Below are 19,283 nucleotides of genomic sequence, written 5' to 3' on the forward strand. Positions count from 1 at the left end.
CAATACACGCAAACTAAATCGCTCTGCACGAATAATGGGCCGAGGCCCAGCCCTATTTTCACCCTTTCAGCGGGTTCAAGCACGGCCATACCCCAGATAACTTTGACGCACGCGCTCGTCATTGGCAATCTCCTCGGGCGAGCCCTGTGCAAGCAGCTCGCCTTCGGCCAACACAGAGATGCGCGAGGCGAACTGGAACACGAGCTTCATGTCATGCTCAATAAGCAGAATGGAAAGATCGCCCGGCAGCTCGGCCAAGGTCTGGAAAAGGCGGCGGCTTTCAGCCAGGGGCACGCCGGCGGCGGGCTCGTCAAGTAACAGCACTCGTGGCCGGCATGCCAAAGCCAGGGCGATTTCAAGCAGACGCTGGTGTCCATAAGCCATGAAGCGGGTTTCGTCATGGGCATGATCGATCAAGCCGACGGTGCGCAGATGCTCGGCGGCCTCATCCACGGCTTGTCCATGAGCGGCGGAAGCACGCACGAAGGAAAGCCCGATGCCGTTCGCCTGACATACTGCCAGCGCGACCGAGTCAAGCGGCGTCATCTCTCCGAACAGTGCGCTTATCTGAAAGGTACGAGCCAGGCCGCGCCGCACTCGCTGGAACGGTGGCAGCTTATTGATGCGCTCGCCGTACAGAAGGATATCGCCCGACTGAGGTTGCAGCACGCCGGCCAGCAGATTGACCAAGGTGCTTTTACCCGCCCCGTTCGAGCCGATAAGCGCGTGACGTTCGCCGCCCCTTAGCTGGAAGTCGATATTGCGCGTTACGTGCAAGGCGCCGAAGCTGAGGCACAATTTGCGCGTCTCGAGTACGGCTGGAATAGAGCCTGGCGTCTTGTTTCCGCTCAGGGCGCCCGAACCCGCGGCTGCCGACCCGCCCTCGTTGGGTTGCACGAGAGAACCGGGGACCGCATCAGTGCTTGAAGGCATGTTCATGGCCGTCTCCACCGCATACGCCGGCTGATACGATGCGCTACCCGGCGCGCCAGCGCCACCATCCCGCCGCGCACGAAGAGCACCACCAGGATCAACACCAGGCCCAGCCAAAATTGCCAATACACCGGATTGACACTGACCAGAGCGTCTTGCGCCACAAGAAAGCCGGTGGCGCCTACCAGGCCCCCATACAACTGCCCGAGCCCGCCGATGATAAGCATGGTGGCTACGTCGGCGCTGCGTTGAAAGGACAACACATCGATGGCAACGAACTGGTTGGTCTGCGCCAGCAGTGCGCCCGCCACCCCGGCCATGGCGGCCGACAGCACATAGATGCGGCCCAGGGCGCGCGTGTTGTCGATGCCGATGGCGTCGGACCGCATTGGATTCAGACGCACGGCATGCAAGGCCAGACCAAATGGCTGGCGCACCAGATGCCGCGCGAGCAGAAAACCGAGAAACAAGCAGACCGCCGAATAAACGTAGGCGGTGCGCCCCCACATGTCGAACTCAAACACCCCAAAAATCGGGGCAATGACAATATCCAACATGCCGTCCAGCCCGCCTGTGATGCCGGCCGCCTTGTTGGCGATCTCGTAGAAAAGCATGCCTAGCCCAAGGGTGATCATGAGGCGGCTCAGGTCATTGCCCCGGCACACAAGGCGGGCAGTCAGGGCAGCAATGAAAGCGGCAGCGGCGGCGGCGACCAGCAGCCCCGATACGGGTTCGGTCCATCCTTGCTGGCCCAGCTTGCCCGCTGTGTATGCCCCTATGCCGAAGAAAGCCGCATGGCCCAAAGTGACGATGCCCGCATACCCCATGACCAGATCTAGTGACAAGGCGAACAGTGCCGCGATAAGCACCTGGGTGCCAAGCACGAGGTAGCCGGGAAACACGAACCAGGCAGCCGGCGCCAGAAGCCAGAAGACGATCTCCGCCCAATGCCACCGCCGCCGCCGGCGCAGATAATCCGGTCCGCTTGTCATGGGTGTCTCCGGCGCATACTGCCAAGGCCCGTGGGCCGCAGCGTCAGCACAATGATCATGACCAGATAAATGACAAAGGCGCCAATGGCCGGTACATAGTAGGAGCTTGCGATCATGGCAATGCCGATCAACATCGACGACAGGAATGTGCCCATGATGGAACCGGGGCCGCCCAGCACGACGATCAGCAATGCCAGCACCAAATACTTGAGCCCGAAACTGGGGTCAAGGCCCATCGCCTGCACACTAAGGGCTCCGCCAAGCGCGGCCAATGCAGAGCCGACAGCAAAAGCCCCCATAAAGACCTTGTCGACGGGAATGCCAAGGCTGCGTGCGACGTCTTGATCATCGACCGAAGCGCGCACCATGGCTCCGAAACGCGTGCGTATCATGCCCGCCTGCAGCAACACCAGCACAACCACCCCTACAACCAAGAGAAAGAGCCGGTAGCGCGAGAACCCGAACGGCCCGACACGCAGGCGCCCCTCAAGGAACTCGGGGATGGCGACCGCTTGCAGGCCCGGCCCCCAAATATAGGTGACCGCTGCCGCAATCATGAACAAGGCGCCCACCGTAAGCAGCACTTGCGCCAGAGGCGGCGCGCCGTATACAAAGCGGAACAGCCCGCGCTCGATCAATATGCCGAAGATGCTCGTCAGCACGATCGCCAACAGCAACGCGGGGAAAAAACTCAACCCGAGCATCGACGTGCCGCTGATCAATGCATAGCCCCCCAGCATGGCAATGGCCATGTGGGCAAGGTTGACGAACCCCATTAAGCCCAGGGTGATGGAAAGGCCGACCGACATCAGGAACAACAAGGCTCCGTATGCAAAGCCATCGAGCAGCACGGCTATGCCGTTGATCAGCATGCAGGCCCTTTATCGATTCCTAGCCAAGAGGCCATCACACGGCCCAGCCGGGCCGTCGGACTGTCAAGCGCCGAGATCATGGTCAGATGATTAAGCCCCTGCACTTCTTGGTAGTCGACCGAGGCATAGCCAAGCATCGATTGGGCGTAGGCGCGCGACTGCGCGATGAAGGCATCCGGCTCGTCGGCGCCGACCGCCACCATAATGGGCGCGTGCAAACGCGGCGGCGACTGACACAAGGGGCTGAGCAGGTAAGCCTGTTCTTCGTCCAGGCGCATCCATTGCTGCGCCGGGGTGTCAAGCAACGGCCGTAGGTCGTAAAGGCCGCTAAGCAGCAAGCAGCCCGCAATGCGCCGTGGCGCTTGGACCGACAATAGCTCTGCCAACGCATGCGCCACCAGATGCGCCCCGGCGCTATTGCCTGCAAGCACTACCGGCCCCTCGACCATTTCGAACGGCGAGGCGCCGCCGACAATATCACGCAGCGCCGTACGCGTGAGGCGAGCGATGTCGGGCATGGGCGTTTCGGGCGCCACTGGATAGCCAAGGTTTATCCATTGCACGCCGGCGTCAACCCATGCTGGAGCCAGAAAAGCGCGGTTGGGGCGCCCTTTGCCCTTCCAATAGCCGCCATGAATAAATACGACGGTGCCCTTGACCGACCCCTGGTCGGGCCGAAAAACGTCGGCCAATGCGAGTGGATGTTCGGCATAAGAAATCGACGCACGCCTGATTCCTGTGTGAGCGCGGGCCTCGTCGCTGCGCCGCTGGAAATCAGCCAGCAGCCCTGCGGCATCGGGCGTGCGAGAGTCGATGTCATAGTCTTCGTAACCGTTGTCCAGGGCGGACGTATCCAATGCCGCCCAGGGCGGTGTGTCAAGCGCACGTTTCATTGCACCGTTCTCACGTCGGGGATGGTTTCGAATTCGACATTGGCCAGTCTGCCATCCACCTTTTCCACGCGCCTGATGTAGATGTTCTGGACGATATCGCGGTTTTCATCAATTGAAACGGGGCCTCGCGGGCTTTCGGATGTAAAGGTTTTGAGCGCCTCGATCGCCTTGTCGGAGTCTATCTGGCCGCCGAGCTTTTCAATCGTGTAGTAGATGGCGGCCATGCCGTCCCAGGCGCCGGTGGCATACCAGTTGGGCCGCTCGGCCTGTCCATAGGCTTCTTGCCAGGCCTTTACATAGCTGCGGTTGACGTCGGAATCGTGGGCGGCCGAATAATGCATGCTTGTAATGAGACCCAGTGCATCATCGCCCAGGCTGTCGAGCACGATTTCGTCGGTGAGCTCGCCCGTGGACAGCAGCTTGATGTCTTTGTCCATGCCGCGCCCGCGAAAGGCCTTAAGAAACTGCAAGCCCTGGTCTCCGGAGGGGCTCATGAAGAAGACGGCGTCAGGCTTTTCGGCGGCCACGCGCTGCAGATACGGTGCGTACTCGACCCCGCCCAGCGGCGTCTTCACCGAACCCACCATCTTGCCGCCCCCTGCCTCGAAGGCCTGGGTAAAGTATTTTTCGATGTCGATGCCCGGCGCATAATCAGGCACGATGGCGTATACCGTCTTGATGCCTTGCTCGAGGGCCCATTCGGCCATGGGCACTGCCAATTGCTGCTGGCTGAGCGAAACCCGCACTATGTAGGGGGACCGGGTGGGAACAAAGACCGTTGCCGCGGCGTTCATGACGACCATGGGGGTTTTGCTTTGAGTGGCCACCGGCGCAACGGCCAATGCATTGGGGGTAAGGCCGAAGCCCGCCAGGAACTGCACGTGCTCGCGGGTGACCAGTTCTTGCGCCGCTCGGCGCGACACTTCGGGGTTGAGGCCGGTTGTGTCGCGGTAGATCACTTCGACCCGGGTCGAGCCCACCTTGTCGCCGTGCTCTTTCATGAACAACTCGATGGCGCGCCGCGATTGTTGACCATATGCCGCGAATGCACCGGAAAATTCGCCGATGACACCTACACGAACCACATCTTCAGACAATGCGGGCGATGCGCCCGCCGTGAGGAATAGACCGGCCATGAGCGCGGCCAGGGTAGCGCCGAACCGCCGGCGCGAGCGATATTGAATATTGTGGGTTGACTTCATTTGACGCCTCCTTGGGCTAGCGCAATACCTCGTTAAGTATTTCGTCGGAGGTGAGTACGTCTCCGAAACTTTGGAACACGGTCGTAAAGCCTGCTTGATGGTCTTCTGGGTAACGGGCCGCGTTTGCGTCGGACACCATTGCCACTCGATAATCGAGCATCATGGCGTCGCGCGCCGAGGTTTCGCAACAAAAGTTGGTGACAACCCCCCCGATGGCGACGTTTTCAATGCCGCGCGCGACAAGCTGTTCATGCAGGTTGCAAGCGCCTGGAAAAAACGCACTGAACCGGTCTTTGCTGGCTTGGAGATCGACTGGCTGCACATCCAGATCAGGATGCAACTGATGGCCCGGATTACCTGCCGTGAGCCCATCGCGATGGCGCGCGCCGTTCTGGGCCGAAAAGAAATATTCGTGATACAGCGGCCAAAGGCTTTTGCCGCCTTGGCCCGCGGTCATGCTGACCCACGCAACCAAAGCGCCCTTGGCGCGAAAGCCGGCCGCCAAACGATTGATGACAGGGATGATGTGCAGTGCGGAGGGCAAGCCTTCGACATAGAAGCGTTGCATGTCTATGATGACCAGGGCGGTGCGCGCTGGATCAAAGCGGTCGAATAAACGCAGCCGCCCACGCTTCTGCATGACTCGCTCGATGACGTGGGCCGGCATGGCGAAAGATGGATCAAGGCTCATATGCATCCGTAAAGTTGATCGGCGTGCCGCCCGGCGCTGTTTTAGCCGAGCCGCTTTTTTTACAGTCTAGGGTGGATAAATCACTCTGAATAGACGAAAATCCACTCATCAGGCATCTAAATTACTTATATACCCCATGCCGACCCTGCCTAACCGAGACCGTGAATGTGTCACGCCTTCACTTTCCACCCGCCATCTACGCGCATTCCATGCGGTATGCCGCCATGGCAGTGTCTCTCGGGCCAGTGCCGCGCTGTGCCGGGCACAGTCAGCCGTCACACGCGCCATCCTTCAACTGGAAAGCGAGCTTAATGCGCCCCTGTTCGAACGTTCGGTGCATGGCATGCTTCCCACCCGTTTTGGGCAGGTGCTGCTGCGCCGAGTCGAGCGGGCGTTCGCTTATATGGACACCGCCTATCGTGACGTAGCCGTGCTGTCCGATAATGCACGCCGCAGCGGGCTGTACCTGCTGCATATGAACTCTCGGCGGCTCAGGGCGCTGGTCGAACTTTCCAGGCGCCGCCACATGGGGGCCGCCGCCGACGCCCTGGGAATTTCGCAGCCGGCAATCAGTCTCATGCTGCGCGATATCGAACGCGATATCGGCGCCACGCTCTTCGAGCGCGGCGTCCGCGGCCTATACCCCACGCAGGTAGGCGAAACCGTCATCTGGCAGTTGAAGCTGGCCTTGAACGAAATACGCATCGCGGCCGATGAAGTTGCCGCCATGCACGGCCTCAAGCAGGGCGAAGTACGAGTCGGGGTGTTGTCGCTGGGCCGCACCTATATGCTGCCCGTGGCCATCACCCGCCTGCTGCGCACGCACCCCCAGTTGAAAATCTCCACCATGGAAGGCGCCTTCGAGGTTCAGGCGGCCGCCCTGCGGGCCGGCGAAATCGACTTTGTACTGGGCGCCCTGCGTTCGCCACAGCATTGCAAGGGCTTAAGCCGGGAGCCGTTATTGGACGACACCATGGCCGTGGTCTGCCGAGCCGGCCACCCCCTTTGCGAACGGCCCCAGGCCTCATTGGTCGACACCCTGGCCTACCCATGGGTTCTGCCGCACGCCGGTACGCCTACACGCAGCCTGTTCGAGGACTTGTTCTCGCTGCGTCGAATCGGGCCGCCCCAGGTATCTCTCGAAACCACCGATCTGTCCATCATTCGCGAGGTTATGCTTGAAAGCGATATGCTGACATTCGTATCACCACATCAGTTTCGGCGCGAGCTGCTCTCCGGAGCACTTCAGAAACTCGCCCTGAACCTGCCCGAAACGGCGCGGCAAGTCGGGTTGCTCAGACGTACCGACGACCGCCCTTCACCCGGTGCGCAACTGCTGCTCGCCGAAGTGCGCGCAATTACGTCCCTACCCGAGCTTCGCGCGCCACAACCTGCACCCGCCCTATGAGCACCTCAGAACCCAAAGTACAATTTCGTATGCGCGTCTACCGCGACAACTCCATCGCCATCGGTCCGGGCCGTATCGCACTGCTCGAAGCCATCGACCAGGCAGGATCTATTTCGGGTGCGGCACGCCAATTGAAAATGTCCTACCGTCGAGCCTGGCTGCTGGTCAACGATACCAATAACGCGCTAAAGCAACCTGCCGTCAGCTCATCCGAAGGCGGCGTCTCGGGGGGCGGCAGCCAGCTTACAGAAACCGGGCGCGCCCTGATCCAGCATTACCGCAACATTGAACAGGAAGCGGCACGGGCGGCACGGGCCGATATCGATGCATTGACCGCGCTTATTGCTCGTTAGTATGCGGCTTCGTTGATTTGTACCGTTCAGTGCATTTGTACCGTTCCGGCAAATGGGCTGAGCAGGAATCTAGACTCTGTCGGCCGCTACCTTGGCCAACAGCCTGAACAGAGTCTTGCGCTCGCGAGCGGTAAGCTGCGCTGCAACCTCTTCTTCGAAGCGACGCGAAACCTCGGTAAGGCGGCGCAGCTCTTGCAAGCCTGTTGACGTAACTGCCAGCGCGTAGCTGCGCCGGTCCTCTGGTATGCTCTGGCGTTCTACATAGCCTAATGACTCCAGGGCATCAATCACCTTCACCACGCTGGCCCGATTCACTCGCAAGGCGTCCGCCAACGCCGACTGATTGATGCCCGGCTGAGTGCCGATGATGCACAGAGCCGTCATGCGCCCGGGCGACAAGGCGTCGGGGCCCATGTGTTCGAACAGCATCTCGTAAGTACGCACCTGAGCCTTCTTGATTTCGTAGGCCAATGAATCCTGCAAAAGATTTATGTCGTCCGGGCACGCCTTACCGCCTTCGACCTGGGAGTCGACAGCCGCATCAGGTTTTACAGGGTTTCCGGCCATGCCGGACATGTTTGAATTAGTCATGGTTAGCGCCACACAGGGTTAGCCCGGATGGTTACGCAATATCCGAGATAATATGATCCTTATAACTGTTAACCTGCTTAACAATATATTAGTATCGGCCCTGATGGACAGCAGCGCAGACCTTCGCCACGCTTCCATACGTTTCATATTCAAAGGACACTCATGACCGGCATCAATCAGGTTGTGGCCATCGACATCCACACCCATGCTACCGTCTCCACCCGCAATGCACCCGACGAAGTAGCCATCGCATTCGATACCGCCATGGCGGCTTATTTCAAAGAAAAAATGCCGCGGCCCACCATCGCTGAGACGGCCGAGTATTACCGTGAACGCAATATGATGGCGGTAATCTTCACGGTGGATACCGAAAGAGCCAACGGCCAGGTGCGTATTTCAAATGAAGAAGTTGCCGAAGAAGCCGCCAAGCACCAAGACGTGCTTATTCCTTTCGCCAGTATCGACCCTTTGCGCGGCAAAATGGGCGCACGCGAAGCCCGTCGCCTGATCAAGGATTTCGGCGTCCGGGGGTTCAAGTTCCACCCTTCGCAACAAGAGTTCTACCCGAATGAACGTCGGGCCTTCGATCTGTACGAGGTTATCGCCGAGGCAGGCTTGCCTGCCATCTTCCACAGCGGGCAGACCGGTGTGGGCGCACGCATGCGCGGCGGCGGCGGCGTGCGCCTGAAGTACTCAGACCCCATGTTTCTGGACGATGTGGCGGTCGATTTCCCCGACATGCCCATCATCATCGCTCACCCGTCGTTTCCATGGCAAGAGAACGCATTGGCTGTGGCCACACACAAGCCAAACGTGTACATCGACCTTTCAGGATGGTCGCCCAAGTATTTCCCGCAGATTCTGATCCAATACGCCAACACCATCCTGAAAGACAAAATGCTGTTCGGCTCGGATTTTCCCGTCATCACGCCAGACCGCTGGCTGGAAGACTTCGAAACCATCGGCATTCGCGACGAGGTCAAGCCTCTGATCCTGCGTGATAATGCCATTCGCCTGCTGGGCCTGGATAAAGACCCGGTGTTCGGCCGCTACATCCGCCTACAGCCGCCCACCAACGACGGCTGCTGCTAGAAAATACCAGCCGGGGCTGTTGCCTGCATTCGTTCCAGGCTTACAGCCTCTAAGAAGGCGGGCTTCAAGAAAAGCAGGCCTTGAACTCGTCGGGAATGGAAACACCCTTCAGACGGCCTTCGCCCACCAGTTCGGCCCAGGCGCGCAGCTCGTGGCCGGTGGCCACGAGCCTATCACCACACTTGACGGTGTAGCCTACCTTGAAGCGCCGATCGGCCCATTCGACGATGTCCGCCTCGATGGTAATGACATCGTCGTAGGTAATGGGCGAGCGAAACACGCTGCCGGCATCGACCAGCGGCGTCACCGCGTTGAAACGCGAGCGGATCTTGCGCTGGCCCAAGCCGCGGCTGCGGCAAAGGCCTTGATAGGTACTGTCGTACCAATAGAAAAAAGTGGGGTAAAAAACGATTCCGGCATCATCGCAATCGCCCCACTCGACAGTAAGGCTACGTTCAAACAGGCTCATTATCGCCAAGCTCCGCAATACAAAAGGTCTGATAATAGCCGTTTATGACATTGGGCACTGTTCGTGATAAATGTCTTGATGCATTTCAAGCGGTGTGTCGATCTTCTTCAACACCACATCGGCGCCCTCGCTTTTTACCGCCTCGAACGCGTAGTAGTTCTGGATAGGCATGTGGTTGTTATTGAATTTGAACGGGCCGCGAACCGACTTCAGTTCATCGCCCGCCGCCTTTACCGCCTGGGCAAACGCCTTTTTGTCGGACACGTCTCCGTCGAGCTTGTCGGCCGCAATGGCCAGCAGATTGCCCGCATCATAAGCGGCCGCCGCATACATGCTTGGAGCGCGTTTGTACTTTTCCTTGAATGCTTTTACGAAGGCGTTGTTCTCGGGGCTGTCGAAACCTGCGCTCCACATGGCCCCGGCAATGACGCCTTCAGCCAGGTTCTTTAGCGCCGGCAAAGTGGTGCCGTCAACGGTAAACACCGACAACACGGGCAGCTTGCCCAACATTCCGGCCTGACGCATCTGCTTGACGAAATTGATGCCCATCCCGCCGGGATAAAAGACGAACAAAGCATCGGCGTCCGACGTTTGCAACTGGACGATTTCCGCGGAATAGTCAGTTTGCCCCAACTGAGTGTAGAGCTCGTCCACCACTTCGCCCTTGTAGTGGCGCTTGAAGCCTTCAAGCATTTCCTTGCCCGCCTGGTAGTTGGGCGCCATCAGGAAAACCTTGCCATAGCCCTGCTTTTGCGCATAAACGCCCATGGATTCGGCCGGGCCGTCGCTTTGCCAGGCAGCGGCGAAAATGTTGGGCTTGCACCCTTCACCGGAAATGGCGCGTGCGCCGGAGTTGGTGGAGATGGCCACCACGCCCGACTCGACGATTTGCGGAAGCTGCGCCATGAGCACGTTGGTATAACCCATGCCGACGATCGCATCGACCTGATCGCGCCCAATCAGTTTGCGCGCGATTTGCACTCCGGTTTCGGGCTTGACCTGGTCGTCTTCCTTGATGACGGTGACAGGCTGGCCACCCATTTTGCCGCCGTGCTGCTCGACGGCAAGCATGAGCCCGTCGTACTGGTCTTGGCCCAGCGCGGCGCCCGGCCCCGAAAGCGGGCCGCTGAAGCCGATTTTGATATCGGCGCCGGCGGGGGAAGCCAGTAGCGCAAGCGAGCTGGCAACACCCGCAATAAGCATGTTGTATTTCATGGTTGTCTCCTGGGAAAGCTCAAACCGAATGACTGCTATGGGTTTGAAACAGGTACTGCATCGATCAAGACAAAACCCACCATGCATGGCTTGTCGCTGCGATTACTCCATGAGTGGTTGGTTCCTCGCTGGACGAGCACATCGCCCGCCGTCATGCGCACTTCTCCCTCGTCCATCACTGCCCAGATCTCGCCCTCGAGCACAAAGGCATAATCGATGGAGTCGGTGCGATGCATGGCTTCGTGCCGATCACCGCTTTCATGCAGGGCGTCGGCGCCGGAATCTCCCATGGAGGCAAAAGCCTGCTCGCGCTTCCATTTGCCGACATATTCTTTGTCAGGTGGAAACTGCACCACCCGGAAAACAGACCCCGAAGGCGGCGGCGCCAGGCTGATGTCGGTCGAGCACGGGTCGCGATCACCCTCGTTGCTTGCCGGAGCCTGGTCTGTTTTCCAGATGTCAGTGATGCCAAAACTGGATACGCCTGCCAAGGCAATCGCATGCGGCGAAGGCCCGTCGGAAAGTATGACTGAACGCCCCTGCTTATTGTGACCGGTGACGATTCTACGCACGGGCCTGATATCTTTGCCGCTGTCCATGACTCCTCCGGTGGTTGTGAACTACTTGACGGGGCGCTGGCTTTTATGTGTCCTGGCATCCGGTTCGCCCCGCATGGACCGCCGCCATCTATTTGAGCGGCTGCAGTCCCATCATTTCGCGCGCCTCGGCGGCTGTGGCGGGCTCGTGTCCCAATTCGCGCACGATGCGCACCAGGCGCTCGACCAATTGCACGTTGGTGGCCAGCACACCGTGCTCGTAATACAGGTTGTCTTCCAGACCCGTGCGGGCGTGTCCGCCCAGCACAATACCCTGTACGGTGGCCGGTAGTTGCGCGGGCCCGATGCCGCTGACGTTGAACAAAGAATCGGCCGGCAGGTGGTCGACCATCATCTGCAAAATGCGAGGTGTGTAGGGCAGCGCGCCCTGGAAGGCGTTCACGCCTATGACAATGTTGATGAAGTACGGCGCCTTGTCCAGGCCGGTCTTGATGGCTCTGGCCACGTCCTGGACAATGTCTTCGAGGCTGAAGACTTCCCATTCGGGCTTGATGCCCCGCGCCATCATTTTTTCGGCCAGTTCCTTGATGCGGGTAGGTGTGGTGGGAACAAGGATTTCCTTGTCGCCAAAGCTGGCGCAAATAGTTTGGGCGTCGAGCGTGCACATTTCGGCGCCGGGCGCTTCCATGCCTTTTAGGCGCTCTTCGAATTTGATCTCCCACAAGCCGTTGTTCAACTGGTGGATCATATCGCCGTTGATCCCGCCGCCTGTCGAGTTGTTAAGCACGATGTCGCATTTGTCGCGGATCAGGGCGTTCATCTCGCCATAGACCGCCGGGTCGCAGGTGGCCTCGTCATCGCTGGCGCGGCGCGCATGCAGGGCCACGACGCTGGCGCCGGCGTTATAGCAACGCAGGACGTCTTCGGCGATTTCCTTCGGCTGGGTAGGCAGGTTGGGGTTCTGCTTTTTGCTGGCCATGCCGCCGGTGGGGGCGACCGTGATAATGACTTTACGCTTGCTCATTGAATTGTCTCCTGATGCTCCGGGCCGATATTTTCAGCATCGTATCGGCTGTTCGGTTAATTGAATACTGCGCAAATGCTATACGTGCTATTCAGATTTCAGGTACCCGACTTCAACCGCTCGTAGGCGGACGCCAGTTCGGGATCGATGCGGCGCATGTCCTCGTGGGAAACACGGCCTGTACGAGTCATGTAGCTGTAGGCAAATTCTACCGGACTCAAAGACGGAACCAGCTCATCCATTTTTTCGTACCATTCTATGCTGGCGTTGGCGGCTTCCCAGATTTTTCGCATGGGGGGCAGGCGCATCTGGCGAAAGCGCTCGCGGGCCGCCGCCACGTCATCGCCCTTTTCTTTGAACGCCTTGAACAGGGCCACCGCGTCTTCCATGGCCAGGCGGGTACCCGAGCCGATGGAAAAATGCGCTGTGCGCAATGCATCGCCCAATAGCACGACGTTGTCGAAGCCCCAGTTCTCGGTCCAGATAACCGGGAAATTGCGCCAGTGCGAAAAGTTGCTGACGATGGGATGGCCGTCAAGATCTTTGGCGAAAACACGCTCGCAATAGGCGATGGTGTCTTCGGGGCTCATGGACTCGAAACCCGCCCGCCGCCAGGTGTCTTCCTCGACCTCTACAAGAAAAGTACTCATGTCGGGCCGATAACGGTAATGGTGGGCGCAAAACACGCCCTTGCCGGTCTCTCGAAAGGTAAGAGTCAGGCTGTTGAAAGCCTTGCTGGTACCGTACCAGATGAACTTGTTGGGACGCCAATCAGTGGTGGCGCCCAGTTTGTCTTCGTTCTGGGCTCGTAGCCACGACGACACCCCATTGGCTCCCACCACCAAGTCGGCTTGGCCAAGGTCATCGAAGCCGGCAACCTCGGTTTCGAACCGAATCTCGACGCCCAGTTTCTCGACATATTCGTACAACAGTGTCAGCAGCTCGAGCCGGCCAATGGATGCAAAGCCGTTGCCCGCGATTGGAATGCGCGTGTCGTTGTGAACAATGGTGATCTCGGGCCAGTTTTCGAGGTGCGGCGTGAGGTAATGGTAAAGCTGCTCGTCGTCGCCCTTGAGAAACTCCAGCGCGCGGTCGGAAAACACCACACCGAAGCCCCAGGTGGCATCGCGCGGATTGCGCTCGTAAACAACGATGTCATGCGAGGGATCATGCTGTTTCATCAAAGCGGCAAAATAGAGTCCGGCTGGGCCGGCCCCTACGATTCTGATCTTCATAAACTCTCCTTGACTGCGATCGCCCGCGCAGAGGTGTAGAAACACGGTCTTCCACCGCTAGCTGCGCCTTACCTGCAATAGTAGTGCAAGCCGCAGTTATCAAAATAATGCTTGGGTGATATAGTCGTTATTCGAATTCCGGTTAACCCACTGCATGCCGGGCGGATACCGACCGTTTTCTGATCGTCCGCCAGCCACCCTCGAACTATGCATACACGCCTGCTCGAATACATGTTGCGGGTCGCCGAACTGGGCAGCATCAACAAAGCAGCCCTCGATCTCAACCTGTCACAGCCCACGTTGTCGCGCCATATCGCGGCGCTCGAAAAAATAATGGGCGCAGCCTTGTTCGTACGCAGCCAGGGCGGAGTCAGCCTAACCGAGGCGGGCAAGCTGCTGGCCGACCGTAGCCGGCCGCTGCTAAGGCAATTCGCCATGCTAAAGGACCAGGTCGGCGAAATGGCCACCGGCCAGCTATCCATTGGTGCGCCCACTTCCTGGCAAAAAGCGTTTACGTCACCCTTCGTCGGCACGCTTTTGAGTCAGCACCCCGAAATCAAGCTGCGCGTCCATGAGGGCGTCAGCAACATACTTCGAGACTACCTGCTGGCCGGCGTGCTCGATCTATGCATTATTCCTTTCGACCCTGCTCCGCCAACCGGATACGCACAAACGCCACTGGTGCGCGAACCGTTAATCGTGCTGGGCGGCACCCCTGAAAATCTCGACCCCAGTGAATCCACACCCATATCGCGAATTAACGGAGCCAAGCTTATCCTTCCGGGCCGACCCAATGCCATCACTTCGCAGATCGAACATATGCTCAAGCGTAAGGGCATGCATTTCAATATCGCAATCGAAACCGATACTTTGGCCTTGTGCCTTGATCTGGCGCGCGAAGGCCTGGGCCTGACAATCGTGCCGGCCAGCGCCTTGTACGAACACGACATGGCCGATATAAGCTGGAGCCCGCTACGCGGGCTATATCTGACATGGTCCCTGTTCGAAAGCCTGTCGCGCTCGCATTCGCAAGCCGTGCACGAAGGACGAAAACTGGTCCATGGCACCGTTTCTCAAGCCGTTGCCCTAGGAAAATGGTATGGCGTCGAAGTGCCTGGCGGCGCAATTCCCTCAACTGCCGGCCTATAGAAATTACCTTTAGAAACAAAATTCCAGCAAGCAGCCTCGCTCAACGTCGACACCCTGTTTATTGAACAATTGCATGTAATTGATGTGTTTTGAAAGCATTTAGCGTCTTCTTATGCGATATTGCATACGCCTTCCCATTTGCTGAATTCCCACGCGAATCATACTATTGACAGAACCATTGCCGGCACTGCAAATGGCTTGACTCCAAAGGTTCAGGCCATGCCGGCATATTCGCAAGCACCCTCTTTTTCAACGTCAGGTTCCATGTCCGCCATTACAACGCTAGAAGTCCGTCGCAATAAAGACAACGCGCCCGCGCGTTGGACAATCGACCAGATCGTCGCACTTTACGAACTGCCCTTTCTCGATCTGTTGTTTCAGGCGCAAACGGTCCATCGCGAACATCACGAGCCCAACGCGGTGCAGCTTTCCAGCCTCCTGTCGATCAAAACGGGCGGATGCCCGGAAGACTGCTCCTACTGCCCTCAATCGTCCCGTTACGAAACCGAGGTCGAACAAGAAAAGCTGATGCCGCTGGCTGAAGTACTGGAGGCCGCCAGGCAAGCCAAAGCGGGCGGCGCACAACGCTTCTGCATGGGCGCCGCCTGGCGTTCCCCCACAGCGCGCCAGATCGACGATGTGGCCCAGATGGTCAGCGCGGTAAAGGCGATGGGCCTTGAAACCTGCGTGACGCTTGGCATGCTCAAAGAGGGGCAGGCCGAACAGCTTCGCGATGCGGGGCTCGATTACTACAACCACAACCTCGACACCTCGCCCGAGTTCTACGGCCAGATCATTTCCACACGCACCTATCAAGATCGACTCGACACACTCGAGCGCGTGCGCGAAGCCGGTATCAATGTTTGCTGCGGCGGCATCGTCGGGCTTGGCGAATCGCGCCGCGAGCGCGCGGGGCTTGTATCGCAGCTTGCCAACATGAACCCCTATCCCGACTCGGTGCCGGTCAACAACCTTGTCAAGGTTGAAGGCACGCCACTGTACGATACGCCCGACCTGGACCCGTTCGAGTTCATCCGCACCGTCGCCGTGGCCCGCATCACCATGCCCAAGGCGGTGGTTCGTCTTTCGGCCGGGCGCGAAGCCATGAGTGAGACCATGCAGGCCCTCTGTTTTGCCGCCGGGGCCAACTCTATCTTCTACGGCGAAAAACTGCTTACCACCGGCAACCCGCAATACATGCAAGATCTGGCCCTGTTCGACAGGCTGGGCCTGCGCGAGGCCGGCCACTCTGCGCATGGATCAGATGAAATGCACCAAGCGGCAGACCACGGCGCACACAACTCAACCGAACCCGAGCACGTAGCGGCAAGCCGAGCCTGAGCTTAAAGCTTCCCATGCGCCGGAAGCGTTTTCCATGCTCAACCTAGCGGCGAGCGTCGCCGCCAGCGTCGCTGTTTCCGTGCTGCTCAAGATCGCCCGGCGGCACGCCGTCGAGGTCGACCAGGCGATCGCTGTCAACTATCCTGTAGCGGCCTTGCTGTGCCTGGTTCTATTGCGTCCTGTGCCGGCTCAGGTGCTGGCGCCGGACACCCCGTGGTGGGTGCTGCTTGCCTTGGGCGTGCTGCTGCCAAGCATCTTCGTGGCCATGGCCGGCGCAGTGCGCCATGCGGGCATCGTGGTTAGCGACGCCGCACAACGCTTGTCCTTGCTTATTCCATTGGCCGCCGCCTTCTTGCTTTTTGGCGAGTCGGCCGGCGCAGCCAAGCTGGCCGGCATGGCTGTCGCCTTGGCAGCTCTTGCCTGCCTGCTATGGCAGCCCCGCGACAGGCCAACAACGAATGCGCCAGCCGCCGGCTCATTCACTTCTACTGCAGCCGCCACCCTGGCCCTTCTTCTGTGTGTATGGGCGGGATACGGCACCATAGACGTCCTGTTCAAGCAAATGGCGCGCAGCGCCATGAACTTTTCGAGCAGCCTGTTCGTGTCTTTTGTGTTGGCCGGGTTGATCATGGGGTTGTGGCTGCTCGCCCGCCGCACGCGGTGGCATGCGCGCAGCATGGCGGCGGGCGTTCTATTAGGCGCCTTGAACTTCAGCAACATCTATTTCTACCTGCGCGCCCATCAGCAATATCCCGACAACCCCACATTGGTCTTCGCCGCGATGAACATCGGCGTGATCGGCCTGGGCACCCTGGTCGGCGCGTGGATGTTCAAGGAAAGCCTGCCTAGAACCAAGGTGATGGGCCTGGTTCTGGCCGTCATCGCGATCGGCTTGCTGCTTCCTCGTTAAGCCAAGCCCGGCCGAGCCCGCAAAGAGCCAAAAACGATGGTGAGACCGCAACACTACTTGGGGGCGCGCAACCCAAACTCAGGCAAAAAACGCCTCAGCGTTCTGCCGGGGGATCGGGCTGCCACCCGGTCTGCGACTCTACAGATACCTCGGAAGAGTCCTCCGCAGACACCTCGGCAGATATCTCATCGAGCATTTCATCCCGCACCTCGCCAGGTGCTTCCTCCGGCATCTCTTCGGGCAATGGCTCGCCCGAGATATCGCTTTCGACGTCGACGCGCGGATCAAGCGCGGCCACCACCGGGGTGGCTTGCACTTCGGACATGGGCACGAACTGGGTCGGTGCGTCGGCACTAAGGTGATCGCCCTTAACCTGCTGCGGCCTCACGTATAGCACCAGCACGGCTGCACAGGCCGACACGAACATGAAAAAAGTATCGGTGCCGATGTCGCGCATCAGCACCCCCGCGGCCAAGGGGCCCAGGCAGGCGCCCAATCCATAAGCCATGAGTACGATGGCGCTAAGACCAACGCGACGCTCGGGCTCAATATGGTCATTGGCGAAGGCCACGCCTATTGGATAAAGTGTGAATTGCAAGATTCCGAATGCAGCGGATACCAGCAACAAAGCCCAATAAGGCAGTTGCCCCCAGCCCCACAAGGGGATGCCCACCAGCAGCAGCAGGAATGCGTTGATGCGTATGAGCCCGGCCCGGTTCACTCGGTCGGCAAGCCAGCCCAGCGGGCCTTGCGCCAACAGGCCGGCGGCGACGGCGGCCGCCACGAAAAGGGCAGCCTGGTTGTTATCCAGCCCCTGCTTTACCGCAAAGACGGGCCCCAGGCCATAGAAGGCGCCGGTAAGCAGGCCGCTGATGAAGACCGTGGCCAGCGACATGGGAACCAGAGAAAGATAATAGCGGGGCTTGATGGGTACCGGCACTTGCATGGCCGGGTGCAGACGTCGTGTGAGGGCTACCGGTAACAAGCACAGCACGGAACAGATAGCCGCAAAAACAATGGGCTTGTAATCCAGTTCCGGAAACATGGCCAGAGCCAGCTGCCCCAGCACGGTGCCAAGCCCCGAAAAAACCATGTACAACGCAAAGATGCTGCCCCGCATCTCGTTCTCGGCTTGTTCGTTGAGCCAGCTTTCCACCACCATAAGCTGGGCAACCATGGCCAGCCCCACCAGAAACCGCAATGCCAGCCAGACCCACAAGTTGTCGATCAGGGCCATGGTAAGCAGCGCCACAGTCACAACTGCAGCGCCAACCGAATAGGCGCGTATGTGGCCGAAGTGGATGATGAGTTTATGGCCCACCCGGGCGCCTGCCACCAAGCCAAAGTAATAGGCGGCAATCTGCGCGCCCACCCAGAACTCGGAAACCGAGGCGGCGGTAAGCCAAAGGCTCAAGAAAGTGTTGAACAGGCCGACACCCAGCAACATGACCAGGGTTGCCAGGTACAACGAAAAAAAAGATGCAACGTTCGTCAGCATAAATAGCACTGCCGTCCGGTGTGCACCGGACGGCAGATCAAAGTAAAAGTGTTCCGCCCCGCATGGCCACGCCGGCCGCAGTTAGGCGGCGGCGCAAGGCATTGCATTCTCGGCATCGGCAACCGCCGTTCCCGAAGGCATGCATCCAGCGGGACGCAGGCTATGAAACGACCTGATCAGAGCTGCTTAAGCAGTGTCTGGGCATCGCTGACGCCAAGACCCGGTCCGTTCTCAAGATTAAGTTTCTCGACCACGCCATCGCGCAACAATGCAGAATAACGCTGCGAGCGCACGCCCAGACCTTTGTCGGTAAGGTCGAGCTCGAGACCCAGCGCCTTGGTCCAGGTTCCGCTGCCATCGCCCAGCATGCGGACACGGCCGTCTACGTTAAGGCTCTTGCCCCAGGCCCCCATCACGAAAGGGTCGTTGACCGCCACGCACCAGATCTCGTCCACGCCTTTGGACTTGAGTTGTTCGGCCGCCTCGAGATAGCCGGGTAAATGCTGCTCGGAGCACGTGGGCGTAAACGCACCCGGCACTGCGAACAGCGCCACGGTCTTGCCCTTGGCTTGCTCGGCCACATTGAATGGGTTCGGTCCCAGGCCGCAGGCCTCGGTCTCGACCTGCACGTACTCGGCCAGCGTGCCGTTCGGAATGCGGTCGCCTTCTTTGATCGTCATATTGCTTTCTCCAATTGGGTGGATTGATCCGGGCTTGCGGCCCAGATCAATATTGACTGCGCATGCAATGTTTGTTGTAGCACGTTCCGAAGAAGCTGCGCGGGAAAACCCTTGCATGGAAGTTGGAAAGCCCAAGGAATTGATCGGACCTATTGTCTTCCTAAGACCGCTGGCCCAC

Annotated in this window: 20 protein-coding genes; 6 read left to right on the plus strand and 14 right to left on the minus strand. The window is 59.2% G+C overall.

Annotated elements, in window-relative coordinates:
• Positions 1-75: 75 nt before the first annotated feature.
• The 6 genes from ACIY1O_RS12825 to ACIY1O_RS12850 are packed head-to-tail and all read right to left on the minus strand — an operon-like array spanning position 76 to position 5,583.
• Complete coding sequence (locus ACIY1O_RS12825) at positions 76-939, minus strand: ABC transporter ATP-binding protein (RefSeq protein ID WP_397475485.1); 864 nt, start codon at positions 937-939, stop codon at positions 76-78.
• On the minus strand, positions 936-1,925 hold the full coding sequence (locus ACIY1O_RS12830) for a branched-chain amino acid ABC transporter permease (RefSeq protein ID WP_397475486.1): 990 nt from the start codon (positions 1,923-1,925) through the stop codon (positions 936-938). Before ACIY1O_RS12830 ends, ACIY1O_RS12825 begins: the two co-directional genes overlap by 4 nt.
• Positions 1,922-2,797, minus strand: a complete 876-nt coding sequence (locus ACIY1O_RS12835) for a branched-chain amino acid ABC transporter permease (protein WP_397475487.1) — start codon at positions 2,795-2,797, stop codon at positions 1,922-1,924. The genes ACIY1O_RS12830 and ACIY1O_RS12835 overlap by 4 nt, the downstream gene beginning before the upstream one ends.
• On the minus strand, positions 2,791-3,690 hold the full coding sequence (locus ACIY1O_RS12840; RefSeq protein WP_397475488.1) for an alpha/beta hydrolase: 900 nt from the start codon (positions 3,688-3,690) through the stop codon (positions 2,791-2,793). Before ACIY1O_RS12840 ends, ACIY1O_RS12835 begins: the two co-directional genes overlap by 7 nt.
• Complete coding sequence (locus tag ACIY1O_RS12845) at positions 3,687-4,892, minus strand: ABC transporter substrate-binding protein (RefSeq protein WP_397475489.1); 1,206 nt, start codon at positions 4,890-4,892, stop codon at positions 3,687-3,689. The genes ACIY1O_RS12840 and ACIY1O_RS12845 overlap by 4 nt, the downstream gene beginning before the upstream one ends.
• A 16-nt stretch (positions 4,893-4,908) precedes the next feature.
• Complete coding sequence (locus ACIY1O_RS12850; protein WP_397475490.1) at positions 4,909-5,583, minus strand: isochorismatase family protein; 675 nt, start codon at positions 5,581-5,583, stop codon at positions 4,909-4,911.
• A gap of 136 nt (positions 5,584-5,719) precedes the next feature.
• Here ACIY1O_RS12850 and ACIY1O_RS12855 point away from each other — a divergent pair, with 136 nt between their 5' ends.
• Both ACIY1O_RS12855 and ACIY1O_RS12860 read left to right on the plus strand, forming a co-directional pair.
• On the plus strand, positions 5,720-6,991 hold the full coding sequence (locus ACIY1O_RS12855; RefSeq protein WP_397475491.1) for a LysR family transcriptional regulator: 1,272 nt from the start codon (positions 5,720-5,722) through the stop codon (positions 6,989-6,991).
• A complete protein-coding gene (locus ACIY1O_RS12860; protein ID WP_397475492.1) occupies positions 6,988-7,344 on the plus strand; it encodes a winged helix-turn-helix domain-containing protein in 357 nt (118 codons plus the stop codon). The genes ACIY1O_RS12855 and ACIY1O_RS12860 overlap by 4 nt, the downstream gene beginning before the upstream one ends.
• Positions 7,345-7,413: 69 nt before the next feature.
• On the opposite strand, the gene ACIY1O_RS12865 is transcribed toward ACIY1O_RS12860, so the two are convergent.
• Positions 7,414-7,935, minus strand: a complete 522-nt coding sequence (locus tag ACIY1O_RS12865) for a MarR family winged helix-turn-helix transcriptional regulator (RefSeq protein ID WP_397475493.1) — start codon at positions 7,933-7,935, stop codon at positions 7,414-7,416.
• A gap of 162 nt (positions 7,936-8,097) precedes the next feature.
• Here ACIY1O_RS12865 and ACIY1O_RS12870 point away from each other — a divergent pair, with 162 nt between their 5' ends.
• The gene (locus ACIY1O_RS12870) at positions 8,098-9,027 is read left to right on the plus strand and encodes an amidohydrolase family protein (RefSeq protein ID WP_397475494.1); all 930 of its coding nucleotides are present in this window, start codon (positions 8,098-8,100) and stop codon (positions 9,025-9,027) included.
• Positions 9,028-9,091: 64 nt separating this feature from the next.
• Here ACIY1O_RS12870 and ACIY1O_RS12875 read toward each other — a convergent pair whose 3' ends face one another.
• The 5 genes from ACIY1O_RS12875 to ACIY1O_RS12895 all read right to left on the minus strand — a co-directional run bounded on the left by ACIY1O_RS12875 (position 9,092) and on the right by ACIY1O_RS12895 (position 13,527).
• Entirely contained in the window at positions 9,092-9,496 is a 405-nt protein-coding gene (locus tag ACIY1O_RS12875) for an acyl-CoA thioesterase (RefSeq protein ID WP_397475495.1), read from the minus strand.
• Between the two features lie 42 nt (positions 9,497-9,538).
• The gene (locus tag ACIY1O_RS12880) at positions 9,539-10,711 is read right to left on the minus strand and encodes an ABC transporter substrate-binding protein (protein WP_397475496.1); all 1,173 of its coding nucleotides are present in this window, start codon (positions 10,709-10,711) and stop codon (positions 9,539-9,541) included.
• Between the two features lie 35 nt (positions 10,712-10,746).
• Positions 10,747-11,310, minus strand: coding sequence for a cupin domain-containing protein (locus ACIY1O_RS12885; RefSeq protein WP_397475497.1), 564 nt, complete (start codon positions 11,308-11,310; stop codon positions 10,747-10,749).
• A gap of 88 nt (positions 11,311-11,398) precedes the next feature.
• A complete protein-coding gene (locus ACIY1O_RS12890; RefSeq protein WP_397475498.1) occupies positions 11,399-12,292 on the minus strand; it encodes a beta-keto acid cleavage family enzyme in 894 nt (297 codons plus the stop codon).
• Positions 12,293-12,390: 98 nt separating this feature from the next.
• Positions 12,391-13,527 (minus strand): FAD-dependent monooxygenase, encoded by a 1,137-nt coding sequence (locus ACIY1O_RS12895; protein ID WP_397475499.1) that lies wholly within the window; start codon positions 13,525-13,527, stop codon positions 12,391-12,393.
• Between the two features lie 207 nt (positions 13,528-13,734).
• On the opposite strand from ACIY1O_RS12895, the gene ACIY1O_RS12900 reads away from it, so the two are divergent.
• The 3 genes from ACIY1O_RS12900 (at position 13,735) to ACIY1O_RS12910 (ending at position 16,927) form a co-directional block, all read left to right on the plus strand.
• On the plus strand, positions 13,735-14,676 hold the full coding sequence (locus ACIY1O_RS12900) for a LysR family transcriptional regulator (protein ID WP_397475500.1): 942 nt from the start codon (positions 13,735-13,737) through the stop codon (positions 14,674-14,676).
• A gap of 264 nt (positions 14,677-14,940) precedes the next feature.
• Positions 14,941-16,017, plus strand: coding sequence for a biotin synthase BioB (gene bioB / locus ACIY1O_RS12905; protein ID WP_397475501.1), 1,077 nt, complete (start codon positions 14,941-14,943; stop codon positions 16,015-16,017).
• A 34-nt stretch (positions 16,018-16,051) separates the two neighbouring features.
• Entirely contained in the window at positions 16,052-16,927 is an 876-nt protein-coding gene (locus ACIY1O_RS12910; protein ID WP_397475502.1) for an EamA/RhaT family transporter, read from the plus strand.
• Positions 16,928-17,021: 94 nt separating this feature from the next.
• On the opposite strand, the gene ACIY1O_RS12915 is transcribed toward ACIY1O_RS12910, so the two are convergent.
• Positions 17,022-18,425, minus strand: coding sequence for an MFS transporter (locus ACIY1O_RS12915; RefSeq protein WP_397475503.1), 1,404 nt, complete (start codon positions 18,423-18,425; stop codon positions 17,022-17,024).
• Between the two features lie 176 nt (positions 18,426-18,601).
• Positions 18,602-19,105, minus strand: a complete 504-nt coding sequence (locus tag ACIY1O_RS12920; RefSeq protein ID WP_397475504.1) for a peroxiredoxin — start codon at positions 19,103-19,105, stop codon at positions 18,602-18,604.
• Positions 19,106-19,283: the final 178 nt, after the last annotated feature.

Origin of the sequence: Pusillimonas sp., assembly GCF_044464525.1 — a bacterium.
In the GTDB taxonomy this organism is placed as follows: domain Bacteria; phylum Pseudomonadota; class Gammaproteobacteria; order Burkholderiales; family Burkholderiaceae_B; genus Pusillimonas.